Raw genomic sequence first — 13009 nt, 5'->3', positions numbered from 1 at the left:
GGAGTCGTCATGGCCCGGCCTCTCTCACAGATCCGCGAGCGGTCCCGTGCCCGCGCGCAGGCACGCGCGGCGGCACGCGCCGAGCTGAAGAACACCGCGTACGAGATCTTCATCGGCGCGCTGTCGATCCTGTCGATCGTGAACCTGCTGCTGGTGTATCTCGTGGCCGGCGACTCGGCGCTCGAGCTGGTGCTGTCGGTGATGAACGCGGTGTTCAGCGCGATCTTCCTCGGCGACTTCATCTACCGGATCGCCACGGCGCCGTCCGCCGGCCGCTACTTCTTCCGCGGATTCGGCTGGGCCGACCTGCTCGCGAGCCTTCCGTTCCCGCAGTTCAAGATCCTGCGGCTGTTCCGGCTGCTGCGCGTCTTCCGCCTCCTGCGCGAACTCGGGCCGCGGACGGTGTGGAGCACCCTCATCAAGGATCGCGCGAACAGCGCGCTGATGACCCTGCTCCTCATGGGTGTCCTGGTGCTCCAGTTCGGGAGCATCTCGGTGCTCGCCGTGGAGGAGAACGCAGAGGGCGCCAACATCACATCCGCCTCGGACGCGCTCTGGTACACCCTCGTGACCATCTCCACGGTCGGCTACGGCGACCAGTTCCCGGTGACCAACGCCGGCCGCCTGATCGGGACCCTGGTCATCGTCGTCGGGGTGGGGATCTTCGGCACGTTCACGGGCTATCTCGCGAACCTCTTCCTCGGGCCCCGCAAGGCGGCGGACGGGAACGCAGACGCGGATGCGGAGGCCGAGGCGCTCGTCGAGGCGTACGCAGGGCCGGACACGGCGGAGCCTGCGCTGGCGACGCACGCGGCGAAGGGGGTCGCCGCCGGTGCGGTGGCCGGTGCGGTCGACGCCGGTGCGGAGGCGAGCGCGGGGATGCCTGCGACGACGACCCACCCGGCGCTCGCGGAGTCGGCCACGGCCGGCGGTGGTGCGGTGGCCGGCGATGCGGCCGAACGAGTCCGCGCGCTGCTGGCGCAGTCCGAGCAGGCGATGGCCGAGATCCGGCGCATCCTCGCCGAGTCGCCGCGCTAAGACGTCACCGGCGCGCGGCGGCCGCGTTCACGACGCCGGCGCCGAGCACGACGGCGGCGGCGACGGCCGGCGCGAGGAGGGCGACGGAGGCTCCGAGGGCGTCGGCGACGATTCCGGTGACGGCGGATGCCGCGGACTGGCCGACCACGACACCCGAGCCGAGCATCGTCATGACGGTCGCCGACCGGCCGAGCGGGCTGAACGCGGCGGCGAGGCTGTACTGCGTGACGAGGGTGGGCCCGATCCCCACGCCGATGACGAGGAGGCACAGCGCCATCCCCGTGACCGAGTCGACGAGGGGCAGCGCGAGCGCGCCGGCGACGAGGACCGCCGCGAACGTCAGCCAGCGGGCGGAGAGCGAGAACCGCGCGGGGAAGAGCGCGACGCCCAGAGCGAGCGCCGCGGATCCGATCCCCATCGCGCCGTACACGAGCCCGGCCTGCTCGGGCACGCCGCGCTCGGCCATGAAGGCGGTGAGGGACGTCAGCATCGCCCCGAAGAAGAGGCCCATCCCCAGGGCGCCCCCCACGGGCGCGAGCACCCGGACGCGGACGAGATCCCGGACCGGAGCCTGCGCCGGGCGATCGGCGGCGCCGCGCGCCGGGCCCGCCGCCGCGGTCGGGTGCAGCGCGAACGCGGTCACGAACACCAGTGCGAGCACCGCGGCGCCGATGACCGGGGCGGCCGGCGTCATGGTCGTCGCGAGCAGGCCCACGATCACCGGGCCGAACACGAACACGATCTCGTCGGCCGCGGATTCGTACGCCATGGCGCCGTTGACGACGGTCGTGCGCCGGTCGCGCGGATAGACCCTCCCGATGATCGCCACGAGGCGGCTCCGCGACAGCGGTGCGACCTGGGGCATCGACGCGCCGATGAAGAACGCGACCGCGAGGAGCGCGGCATCCGGAACCGGCGTGAAGGCGAGCCCCGCCATCGTGACGAGCAGGACGCTGTTCACCGTCCCGGCGACCAGCAGCACCCGGCGCTGGCCGAACCGGTCGGCGGCGGCCCCGAGGAGCGGCCCGACGAGTGCGGTGCCGAGACCGGTCATGGCGCTGGTCACGCCGCCGAGGGCCAGCGACCCGCGCGCGGACACGACGAGGGTGAGGATGCCGACCACCATCATGGCGAAGGGGAGGCGCGCGACCAGGGCCACCGGGAAATAGGCGTAGCCGGCCTCGCGGATGAGGCTCGGACGGCGCACGGCCGCGCGGGCGGACGTATCGGTCTCGACGAGGGTCGTGTGCATCTTTCTCCAGGCTCGGAAGCCGCCTGCGGCGGCGCATCGTGCCGCCTTGCCCGGCGCGGAGGTCGCGCGGGCAGGTAGATGCACATCGAAATGGCACGGCCATCCTACCGTCGGCTACCTGGGCGGCCCCTGACCGGGCTCGCTGCCTCACTTCTCCGGGTTTGGGGCGCGCTGCGGACGTTCGGGGCGCACGCCGTGCGCCCCGAACGCCCGGCACGCGCCCCAAACCACCGAGACCGACCGGGTCAGAGCGCCGCGCCGACCATCGCCTCGCCGAGCGGGGTGCGTCGGTGCAGCACCCGTGCGCCGTCCCGCGAGCTCGCGACGAGACCCGCGTCGCGCAGCACGGTGAGGTGGTGGGAAGCGGTGGAGAGGGCCACGGCGGTGTCCCGCGCGATCTGCGAGGTCGTCCGGGGTTCGTGCGCCTCGAGCAGGATCCGCGCGCGGGCAGGTCCCAGCAGCGCGCCGAGGGCCGCCGTCGCGTCGGACGCGTCCCGCGCCCAGGTCGCGGTGACCCCGTGCGCGGGGTAGAAGAGCGTCGGCTGCGCGGGCGGCTCGGTGAGCACGTTGCAGCCCGTGGATCCCATCACCGACGGCACGAGCACGAGTCCGCTGCCGCGGCAGTCGACCACCTCGCTCCAGATGCGCATCGTGACGCGGACCATGCCGTCGCTCCACTGGACTCGATCGTGGAGCGTCTGGATCATCGCGCCGATGCCGCTCTCCGCGATCCGGCGCGAGCGCACGGCGATATCGGCGCGCAGCAGGCGCTCCAGCTGGGGCCACACCGGCGCGACGGCGGAATTCCACACCTCCAGCCAGGCCTGCGCGATCATCTCCCGTGCGCGATCCGGCTGATCGAGCATGTGCTGCACCGCCACCCTGCGCGCGCCGTCCGTGCGCACCAGCACCTTCGTCATGTCCACGCGGAACCGCTCGTCGTCGATGGCGCGGAGCCGCTCGGCCTCGGCATCGGGCGTCAGCTCCCAGGAGGGCGTCGTCGTGAGGAAGTCGGGGAAGTACCCGTCCTCCCTGATCAGGAGCGCGAGCACCTCGAAGTGCTCGCGCGGCACCGCGCCGCGGGTCGTGCGCAGCCAGCCCCACTGCAAAGGGTGCTCGTCGGGACGCAGCAGCGCTCGCACGGCATGGCACAGCTCGTGGCCCGGCGAGACGCCGAATCGGATGGCGGTGAGATCGTCCGGCGCGAGCACGAAGTCGACGAACTTTCGATCCACATCGAAACTCTAGGGGGCGCGGCTGCGGATGACGATGCTGAAAGCACCTGCTGACCAGAACGGAGCACCCCATGAGCACCACGATTCCCGCCGTGGTCGGCGCCGCCGACCTGCGCGTCGGAGCCGGCCGCAACCGCATGTTCGTCGGCGCCGAGCACGGCGCGGCGGTGTCGTACTTCTTCGTCGACAACGAGCCCGGCCAGGGTCCCGACATCCACCGCCATCCCTATGCCGAGACGTGGGTCGTGCTCGAGGGCGAGGCGCGTCTCATGATCGCCGGCAAGGTCAGCCACGCCGTGGCCGGCGACACCGCGACCGCACCCGCGGGGGAGTGGCACGGGTTCAAGAACTGCGGTGAGACACGGCTGCGGATCCTCTGCATCCACGCCTCCGACCGCATCATCCAGGAGTGGCAGGATGCTCCCGGAGTGCTCGACATCCCGACCGGACGCTGAAAGGACAGCACGCATGTCGTTCCAGGCATACCTCGACAACATCGAGAAGAAGACGGGCCTCACCCCGCGGCAGCTCATCGAGAAGGCCCGCGAGAAGGGCTTCGACGAGACGACAAAGGCCACGCCCATCGTCGAGTGGCTCGCGGCCGACTACGGTCTGGGTCGCGGTCACGCCATGGCCCTGGTGCACGTGATCACCAAGGGACCGCAGATCAGCGACAAGCACGTCGGCACCGACACGACGCACTCGGACCCGTCGAACACCCTCTGGCTCGACGGCATGGCCACGAACCCGAACGGCTGACCGCGCCGCGCCCGGCGGGGGAGCGCTACTCGCGACCCCGCCGACGCCACCACGGATGACGGCGCACGGGCGCGGCATCCGCTACCCCCTCGGAGCGCGCCAGGCGGGCGTCGCGACGCTCGCGCCACGCGGCCACCTCGGCCTCGACGTCGCGCGTGGGGGTGACGACAGGCGGACCGCCGAGCAGCTGACGGCGCGCTTCGATCACGCGGCGGTTGAAGTCCTCGACCGCCTCGCGCACGTCCTGCTCGCGTGCCAGCTCGTCGAGCCGGTCGTCCAGCTCGACGTTCTCCACGCGCAGGGTGAGAGCCGGGGGCCCGAGACCCGTGAGCTTCTCGGTCTCGATCTTGCGGCGGATCCACCAGTCCGGGTCATGGCTCTCGCCGAGCCCGGGGATCGGCTTGCCGGCGCCCGGCAGGTCATCGAACTCGCCCCGGCGGATCGCCTGCTGGATCGCGGTCTCGACGACCGCCGCCCGGTCGGCGGCCGAATACGCCCGCGTCGCCGCGGACCGCTGACCTGTGGCATCCGTCGCCTCGGCCTCGTCGGGCAGGAGGCCGTGCTCGCGCTGCCACTTCTCGAAGCGGTAGCGCTCTGCGGCTTCGCGGGGCCCCTCGGTCATGATCCCGGGATGTGGTCCCGCCAGGAGTGCCGGGGCTCGTAGCCGAGCAGCCGGCGGGCCTTGTCGATGGAGAGCAGCGTGTCGTGCTCCGCGAACTCGCGCGTCTGCACGCCGGGGAACACTTCGGCGACGAGCTCGGCGTTCGGGCGGGACATCACGGTGTCGGCGGCCGCGATGATGTACGTCTCGAACCCGGGCGGGGCCACCTCGAGCGCGCGCTGCACGGCCTGCGCCCCGTCGCGCGCGTCGATGTAGCCCCAGAGGTTCCACTTGCGCTTGCGGGCGTCGTCGTCGTACGACGGGAACTCCGCGTAGTCCTCGGGGACCATCACGTTCGAGAACCGCAGGCCGGTGATCGACAGGTCCGGGTGCCAGCGCACGAGCTCGACGGCCATGCGCTCTTCGAGGGTCTTCACGAGCGAGTACACCGACTCCGGGCGCGGCGGATACTCCTCGTCGACCGGGATGTAGGGCGGCGGCACGTCGAAGGGCAGACCCAGCACCGTCTCGCTCGACGCGTACACGATGCGACGGATGCCGAGCCGCACGGCTGCCCAGAACACGTTGAACGTCGCATTCATGTTGTTGTGGAACGTCGCCACATCCGAGCGGATGCCGGGGGCGGGGATCGCACCCAGGTGCACCACGGCGTCGAATCCGTCGTGGCGGTCGTTCACCCCGGCGAGGGCGTCGACGACCTGGCCGTAGTCGGTCAGATCGACCTGCACGAAGTCGGGCCCGCGCGAGCCGACGACGTCGATCCCGATGACGTCGTAGCCCGCCGCGCGGAGTTCGCGGGCGACGACCGAGCCGAGCTTTCCGGATGATCCGGTGAGGGCGATACGCATGCACCCAGAGTGCCATGCGCCGCGTGCCACCGGGGCGGATGGGAGCGAGTCGGTCAGGGAGCGGGGGTCCGGGCGGCGGCAGTCGTCGACTCCTCGCCGGCGAGACGCCGCAGGCGGTCGCGGGCGAAGTCCTGTGCGCGGGGACCGCGGGCGAGCGCCCGCGCCGAGACCGCCAGCACGAGGCGCGTCGCCGTCACGACCGGCAGCGGTGTGCGTCGCAGGCCGAGCAGGCGCCGGTACCGGACGGGAAGGCTCGCCACCGCTGCGGCGAACAGCACCCGGTACGCGATGCGCATCATGCCGGTGAAGGGCGCGCGTCTGAGGAACCGCACGACGTCGTCCACGCGTTCGTCCCGGCGCAGCTCGCCGCGCGCGAGGTAGCCCCCCATGCGGGCGTGCAGATCGGCCTCGGTGAGCGGCGGGTCGTCGAGCCCCATGAGCCGACCGGCCTGCGCCCACTCGCGGACGTACGCGTCCGGCCCGCCCGGGATCGGGCCGCCCCAGCGCTCGTGCGCGCCGAGGAACGCCTCGGTGAAGGCGAGGTGCACCCAGTCGACGAGATCGGCGTCCGCCGCCGAGTACGATCGCGTGCCCGACGCCGACTCGTACGAGCCCTGCACGCGCTCGTGCAGCCGCGCGACGCGGCCCGTCTCGCGGGCGGCCTGCGCGGTCGATCCGTAGGTGACGCAGATGATCCACCGCACTGTGCCGGTCAGGCGCCCGATGGGGTCGTCCCGGTAGCGCGAGAAGTCGTGGACGCCCGCCATCGCTCCCGGATGCAGCGCCTGGAGGAGCAGGGCACGGATGCCGGCGACGAACGTCCCCGTTCCCGCGTGCACGGTCCACACCGCGCCGCCGTCCGCGAACCAGCCCGCATCGTCGCCGTCGGCGAGGGCGCGCACCCACGCCGGCGTGCCGTCGGGATCGCCCGAGAGCGCCGTCAGCAGCCGGGCGCGGAGCGTCTGCCGGCCGGCGGTCCGAGATCGTGCGCGCATGGCTCCAGCGTGCCACGGCCCGCGGCGGTGAGGGCTCACGCGGACGGCGCCCGGGTGGACTCCCGGATGATGAGGTGCGTCGGAATCGGGGTGTCCTCGGTGACGCTGTCGGGCTCCTCCACCGCGATCAGCACCTTCTGCATGATCAGCTCGCCGAGCGTGCCGAAGTCCTGCCGGACGGTGGTCAGCGGCGGGTAGAGATAGCCCGCTTCGGGCACGTCGTCGAAGCCCACGACGCTCACGTCCTCGGGCACGCGCAGCCCTCGCTCCCGCAGCGCCGACATGAGCCCGATCGCCATGTGGTCGTTCCCCACGAAAACGGCCGATCCCGCCGTGATGTCGAGGTCCAGGCCCACCCGATGCCCGCTGGCTGCCGACCAGTCGCCGTGCCGGGGCTCGACGATCTGAAGCCGACGCTCGGCCAGCTCGTCGCGCCACCCGCGGATGCGCTCCAGCGCATCGGGTGCGCGGGTGGGGCCGGCGAGGTGGAGGATGCGGGTGTGGCCCAGCTCCGCGAGATGGCGCACGGCCGACCTCGCCCCGCGGTACTGGTCGATCGAGACGATGTGGGGGCTGCGCCGGGCGGTGGCCGTCGCCGCGACGAGCGGAATGCTCAGATCCAGGCCGCGCACCACCTCGAGAACCCCGATGTCGACGACGATGAGCACGATCGCGTCGACCCGCTGCCGCAGCAGCCCCTCCACCACGCCCTTGATCGCGGCGGGGTCCGGATCCACGGCGCTGACCGTGTCGACGCTGTACCGCGCGGCGCGGGCGGCGAAGTTGAAGTGGGTCGCGATCGACGTGGGGCCGTAGTCCGGCACGCCCGGCGTGACCAGGCCGATGGTGCGCGTCCGGCGGGTGACCAGGGCGCGGGCGGCAGGGGAGGGGCTGTAGCGCAGCTGCGCGATGGCCTGCTCCACGCGCGCTCGGGTCGCCGGGCGCACGTTGGGCAGGTCGTTGATCACGCGCGACACCGTCTGGTGCGACACGCCGGCGAGGCGGGCGACGTCGAAGATGTTCGCGGCCCGCGTGGATCCGTCGTCGGCCGTCACCCGCGGGTCAGTCATCGAGCTCTTCCGGTCGGGCCACGAGCGCGAGCAGGGAGTCGACGGTCAGCGAGTCGGACGGCAGCGTGTCGACGATGCGCCCGTCGCGCAGGATGGCGACCCGGTGCCCGACGCGCAGCACCTCTTCGAGCTCCGCCGAGATGAACATCACCGAGAGCCCGTTGGCCGCCATCTCCCCGACCAGGTTCTGGATCTCGACCTTCGCTCCGACGTCGATCCCGCGTGTCGGCTCGTCGAGCACGAGCACGCGGGGCGAGAGGGCGAGCAGGCGCGCGAGCAGCACCTTCTGCTGGTTGCCCCCGGACAGCGTGCCGGCGGGGCGATCGAGATCCGGCGGCCGGATGTCGAGCGCCTCGACCCAGCTCGCCGCCAGCTCGCGCTGCCGCGCCGGCGGGATGCGACGCATCATCCCGCGGTCGGCCTGCAGGGCCAGCGTGATGTTCTCGAGCACGCTCAGTTCGCTGATGATGCCCTCCGTCCGGCGGTTCTCGGAGGAGTAGACCACGCCGAGCGACATCGCCGAGCGGGGGCCGGTCGGAGCCTTGCCGGACCCCTCGATGCGGATGACGCCGCTGTCGATCCGGTCGATGCCCGTGATCGCGCGCGCCAGCTCGGTCCGTCCCGAGCCGAGGAGCCCGGCCACGCCGAGGACGTCGCCCTCGTGCAGCTCGACGTCCGCGTCGCGGATGCCCGCGCCGGCCGAGACGCCTCGCGCGGTGAGGGACGGATGCCGCTCCTCGAGCGCGCCCTCCGCGCGGGGCGCGGCGGTGAGGGCGGCGGCGCTCCGGCCCAGCATGGCCTGCACGAGGTCGATGCGCAGCAGTTCCCGGGTGAGGTACTCGCCGATGAACCGGCCGTCACGCAGCACCGTGACGCGATCGCAGAGCTCGTAGACCTGATCGAGGAAGTGCGACACGAACAGGATCGCGACACCGCGCTGCTTCAGATCGCGCACGACGCGGAACAGCTCGGCGACCTCGTCCAGGTCGAGGCTCGACGTCGGCTCGTCCAGCACGAGCACGCGCACGTCGGCGGAGATCGCCCGCGCGATCGCGACCAGCTGCTGCACCGCGAGCGAGTGCGTGCCGAGCCGCGACGCCGGGTCGATGTCGAGGCCGAGGTCGGCCAGCGCATCGTGGGCCTCGCGGCGCATGCGGCGCCAGTCGATCGCCCCGGCTCTGCGCGGCTCCCGGCCGAGCGCGATGTTCTCGGCCACCGACACGTTGGGGAGAAGGTCGATCTCCTGGTAGACCGTGCTGATCCCGGCGCGCTGGGCGTCGTGCGGCGAGGAGAAGCGCATCACCTCGCCGCCCAGCGTCAGCACGCCGGCGTCGAGCGGAAGGGCGCCCGTGATCGCCTTGATGAGGGTCGACTTCCCGGCGCCGTTCTCGCCCATCAGTGAATGGACCTCGCCGGGGAACAGCCGGAAGTCGACGCCGTCGATCGCGGCATCCGCTCCGAAGCGCACCGTCGCCCCGGAGAGCTGCAGCAGCGGCCGCGCCATCTCCATCAGGCCATTATCCCGGCGGAGAGGGGCGCGACCGCTGTGCGCGGACGTGGTGTCACCGCCTATCTTCGGCGCTGCGAGCGTGCGACGATCACCCGCTGCACCACGATGAACACCAGCAGCAGCGCCCCGATGATGATCTGCGTCCACGCCTGCTCGGCGCCCATGAACGAGATCAGCTTCTTGATCGTGCCGTAGACCAAGACGCCGATCAGCGAGCCGAGCACATAGCCGGTGCCGCCGGTGAGCAGCGTGCCTCCGATGACCACGGCCGCGATCGCGTCGAGCTCGGTGCCGATGCCGTTGCGGGGGTATCCGGCGCCGGAGTAGGCCGTGAGCAGCAGGCCGGCCAGTCCGCCGCAGACGCCGCTGACCACGTAGACCACGATCTTCGTGCGGGCGACGCTCAGGCCCATGAGTCGCGCGGACTGTTCGTTCCCGCCGATCGCGTAGACGGTGCGGCCGAAGCGCGTCCAGAGCAGCACCACGAATGCGACCGCGACCGTGGCCAGCGCGATGATCCCGGTCGGCGTGATGTACCACCCGCCGAGGCTGAAGCGCGTGCGCTGCAGCCACAGGACCGCCGGATCCTCCACGCGGATGGACGAGAGGCTCACCACGAAGGCCAGGCCGCGGGCGAGGAACAGGCCCGCGAGCGACGCGATGAAGGGCTGGACGTCGAAGTACTGCACGAGGACGCCGATCAGCAGGCCGATGGCGGCTCCCGCGACGAGCATGATCGGCACCGCGATCGCCGCCGGCACCCCCTGCGAGAGCAGGCTGGCTCCCAGGATGCCGGTGAAGGCCATGACCGATCCCACCGACAGGTCGATGCCGCCGGTGAGGATCACGAAGGTCAGGCCGACGGCCAGCACCACGAGATAGGCGTTGTCCAGGAGCAGCGCGGAGATGTTCCCGGGGCTGAGGAAGCGCGGGAAGCGGGACTGCGCGCCGACGAGCAGCACGAGGAGGATCGCGACGGCGGCGAAGGTCGGCATCAGCGAGGCGTGCCGGCTCATGAAGGTGGCGTAGCGCGACGGGGTCGCCGTGCGACGCGCCGTCATCTCGAGGCTCCGGGTCATGACGTGACCCCCGTCCGGTCGTCGGCCGCGGATCTGTTGCGGGCGCGCGCCGCGCGCAGCGCCCCCCGTGCCCAGCGATGAAGGCGCGGGGACTGCACGAGGACGACGACGATGACGACGATGGCGAAGAACACGGGGCTCTGCGCGGAGGGCACGCCGAGGAACAGGATGGTCGCCTCCAGGGTCTGGATCGTGAGCACGCCGATGACCGTCCCGGCGATCGTGAACTTGCCTCCCATGAGAGAGGTGCCGCCGAGCACCACCGCGAGGATCGCGTAGAGCTCGATGAAGAGGCCTGCCGCGTTCGCATCCGCTGCGCGGATGTTGGAGCTGTAGATGACACCGGCGATGCCGGCGAGCAGGCCGCTGACCACGTACGCGCCGAACACGATGCCGCGCGCGCGGACGCCGGCCAGCCGGCTCGCCTCGGGATTGATGCCCACGGCCTCCGTCAAGACGCCGAGCGCGGTGCGCCGCTCCATGAGGCCTGTCACGGCGACGGCCGCGACCCAGATCAGGAACGCGAAGGGCAGGGCGAGCAGGTAGCCGGTGGCGATGAACTCATACGGCTCGCTGTTCACCGTCGTGATGAATCCCTCCGTGATCAGCAGGGCAACCCCGCGTCCGGCGAGCATCAGCACGAGGGTGGCGATGATCGGCTGGATGCCGACGACCGCGACGAGGAACCCGTTCCACACGCCGAGCACCAGCGCGACCGCGAGGGACACCAGCAGGGCGACGAGCACCGTGCCGAGATCGCCCGGGTCCGGCGAGGCGTCGATGATGGTCAGCGCGACCGCGCCGGAGACCGCCATGATGGCGCCGACGGAGAGGTCGATGCCGCGCGTGGCGATCACGATCGTCATGCCCAGGGCCACGAGCATCAGCGGCGCACTGTTGCGCAGGATGTCGATGAGCGCCCCGTACAGCTCGCCGTCCCGGACGGTCACCAGGATGAACTGCGGCCGCGCGATCGCGTTGATCGCGATCAGGATCACCAGCGCGGCCGCCGGCCAGAACAGCCGGTGCTTCATGATCGCTCTCATGCGGCGCTCTCCTCGGTCTGGTGGGCGATGTAGTCGATGAGTCCGTCGAGATCCACCTCGCGGCTGTCGAGCTCCCCGATCTTGCGCCGGTCGCGCATCACGACGATGCGCTGCGCGATCCGCAGCACCTCTTCGAGCTCCGACGAGATGAAGATGACGGAGAGTCCTCGGGCGCTCAGCTCGGCGACCTTGCGCTGGATGTCGGCCTTGGCGCCGACGTCGATGCCCCGCGTGGGCTCGTCCAGGACGATCAGCTCCGGCGCCGTGGCGAGCCACCGGGCGAGCAGGACCTTCTGCTGGTTGCCGCCGGAGAGGTTCCCCGCGGGCATGTCGGGATCGGCCGGGCGCACGCCGAGGGCCGCGATGTACTCCGCGACGATGGCATCCGCCTCGCTCTGGGGGATCCGTCGCATCGCGCCGCGGCGGGCCTGGATGCCGAGCACGATGTTCTCCGCCACCGTCAGGTCGGAGATGATGCCTTCGGCGCGGCGGTTCTCCGACGAGAACGCGATCCGATTCTCGATGGCGTGCCGCGGGGTGGCGTGCTTCGCCGGGCGGCCGTTCACCTCGATCCGGCCGCTCTCGGCGCGGTCGGCTCCGTAGAGGAGTCGGACCAGCTCCGTCCGCCCGGATCCGAGCAGGCCCGCGACGCCGACGACCTCTCCCTCGTACACCTCGATGTCGACCGGTTCGAGCGACCCGCGTCTGCCGACACCGGTCGCGCGCAGCACCGGGGTCGCCGAGCGATCGATGGAGCGATCGGCCACCGAGGAGAGCGCGGCGAGCTCGTCGAGCTCGCGGCCGATCATCCTGCTGACCAGTTCGCCCCGCGGAAGCTCGTCGACCGCGTACTCGCCGACGAGGCGCCCGTTGCGCAGGACGGTGATGCGGTCGGAGATCTCGTAGATCTGGTCGAGGAAGTGGCTGACGAAGAGGATCGCGACACCCTTGGCGCGCAGCTCCCGCACCACGTCGAACAGCTGCTCCACCTCGCCGCGGTCCAGGCTCGACGTCGGCTCATCCAGGATGAGGACCTTCGCGTCGAGCACCATGGCGCGCGCGATCGCGATCAGCTGCTGGATGGCGATGGAATGGCTCGACAGCGCGGAGCGGGTGTCGAGGTTCAGCCCCAGGCTCTCCAGCTGGTCGGCTGCCCGCCGATGTGCGGCCTTCCAGTCGATGCCGGTGGCCGTGCGCGGCTCGTGGCCGAGCATCACGTTCTCTCCCACGGAGAGGTTCGCGCAGAGGTTGACCTCCTGATACACCGTGGAGATCCCGGCGTCCTGCGCGTCGGCCGTGCTGGTGAATCGGCGCGGCCGCCCGCCGACGACGATCTCGCCGGCATCCACCGGGTACACCCCCGTGAGGGCCTTGATGAGAGTCGACTTCCCTGCGCCGTTCTCGCCCATGAGCGAGTGGACCTCGCCGGGGCGCAGCGAGAAATCGACGCCGTCCAGTGCGAGCACACCGGGGAATCGGATGGTGATCCCGGTCATCTCGACGACCGGCGGGACTGCGGTGTCCGCGGACATGTGACTCAGCTGCCTTTCCGGGC

13 protein-coding genes are annotated in these 13009 nt (G+C 71.5%); 3 read left to right on the top strand and 10 right to left on the bottom strand.

The annotated features are described in order from the left end of the window. Positions 1–9: 9 nt before the first annotated feature. The gene (locus ACWGUG_RS11430) at positions 10–1038 is read left to right on the top strand and encodes a potassium channel family protein (RefSeq protein ID WP_336394672.1); all 1029 of its coding nucleotides are present in this window, start codon (positions 10–12) and stop codon (positions 1036–1038) included. Between the two features lie 4 nt (positions 1039–1042). Here ACWGUG_RS11430 and ACWGUG_RS11425 read toward each other — a convergent pair whose 3' ends face one another. Both ACWGUG_RS11425 and ACWGUG_RS11420 read right to left on the bottom strand, forming a co-directional pair. Continuing rightward, on the bottom strand, positions 1043–2290 hold the full coding sequence (locus ACWGUG_RS11425; protein WP_452324723.1) for an MFS transporter: 1248 nt from the start codon (positions 2288–2290) through the stop codon (positions 1043–1045). A gap of 245 nt (positions 2291–2535) precedes the next feature. Continuing rightward, positions 2536–3525 (bottom strand): ArsR/SmtB family transcription factor, encoded by a 990-nt coding sequence (locus tag ACWGUG_RS11420; RefSeq protein WP_336394674.1) that lies wholly within the window; start codon positions 3523–3525, stop codon positions 2536–2538. Positions 3526–3596: 71 nt separating this feature from the next. Between ACWGUG_RS11420 and ACWGUG_RS11415 the strand changes: the two genes are divergently transcribed. Both ACWGUG_RS11415 and ACWGUG_RS11410 read left to right on the top strand, forming a co-directional pair. Next, positions 3597–3980, top strand: coding sequence for a cupin domain-containing protein (locus tag ACWGUG_RS11415; protein WP_336394675.1), 384 nt, complete (start codon positions 3597–3599; stop codon positions 3978–3980). A 13-nt stretch (positions 3981–3993) separates the two neighbouring features. Beyond that, positions 3994–4284: a DUF4287 domain-containing protein gene (locus ACWGUG_RS11410; RefSeq protein WP_452324722.1), complete on the top strand. Its 291-nt coding sequence runs from the start codon at positions 3994–3996 to the stop codon at positions 4282–4284. A gap of 25 nt (positions 4285–4309) precedes the next feature. Here ACWGUG_RS11410 and ACWGUG_RS11405 read toward each other — a convergent pair whose 3' ends face one another. The 8 genes from ACWGUG_RS11405 to ACWGUG_RS11370 are packed head-to-tail and all read right to left on the bottom strand — an operon-like array spanning position 4310 to position 12986. Further along, positions 4310–4906, bottom strand: coding sequence for a DnaJ family domain-containing protein (locus ACWGUG_RS11405; protein WP_452324721.1), 597 nt, complete (start codon positions 4904–4906; stop codon positions 4310–4312). Further along, complete coding sequence (locus ACWGUG_RS11400) at positions 4903–5754, bottom strand: NAD-dependent epimerase/dehydratase family protein (RefSeq protein ID WP_336394678.1); 852 nt, start codon at positions 5752–5754, stop codon at positions 4903–4905. Before ACWGUG_RS11400 ends, ACWGUG_RS11405 begins: the two co-directional genes overlap by 4 nt. 53 nt (positions 5755–5807) lie before the next feature. Then, entirely contained in the window at positions 5808–6749 is a 942-nt protein-coding gene (locus tag ACWGUG_RS11395; RefSeq protein ID WP_452324720.1) for an oxygenase MpaB family protein, read from the bottom strand. Between the two features lie 35 nt (positions 6750–6784). Continuing rightward, entirely contained in the window at positions 6785–7819 is a 1035-nt protein-coding gene (locus tag ACWGUG_RS11390; protein ID WP_378883744.1) for a LacI family DNA-binding transcriptional regulator, read from the bottom strand. Beyond that, the gene (locus tag ACWGUG_RS11385) at positions 7812–9329 is read right to left on the bottom strand and encodes a sugar ABC transporter ATP-binding protein (RefSeq protein ID WP_336394681.1); all 1518 of its coding nucleotides are present in this window, start codon (positions 9327–9329) and stop codon (positions 7812–7814) included. Before ACWGUG_RS11385 ends, ACWGUG_RS11390 begins: the two co-directional genes overlap by 8 nt. Positions 9330–9388: 59 nt before the next feature. Next, complete coding sequence (locus tag ACWGUG_RS11380; protein WP_336394682.1) at positions 9389–10408, bottom strand: ABC transporter permease subunit; 1020 nt, start codon at positions 10406–10408, stop codon at positions 9389–9391. Beyond that, the gene (locus ACWGUG_RS11375; RefSeq protein ID WP_336394683.1) at positions 10405–11454 is read right to left on the bottom strand and encodes an ABC transporter permease; all 1050 of its coding nucleotides are present in this window, start codon (positions 11452–11454) and stop codon (positions 10405–10407) included. The genes ACWGUG_RS11380 and ACWGUG_RS11375 overlap by 4 nt, the downstream gene beginning before the upstream one ends. Then, the gene (locus tag ACWGUG_RS11370; RefSeq protein WP_452324719.1) at positions 11451–12986 is read right to left on the bottom strand and encodes a sugar ABC transporter ATP-binding protein; all 1536 of its coding nucleotides are present in this window, start codon (positions 12984–12986) and stop codon (positions 11451–11453) included. The genes ACWGUG_RS11375 and ACWGUG_RS11370 overlap by 4 nt, the downstream gene beginning before the upstream one ends. Positions 12987–13009 lie beyond the last annotated feature (23 nt).

It is taken from the genome of Microbacterium sp. NPDC055455 (genome assembly GCF_053619935.1).
Note: the sequence above shows the minus strand (reverse complement) of the source record. Positions and strands in the feature narration are given on the sequence as shown.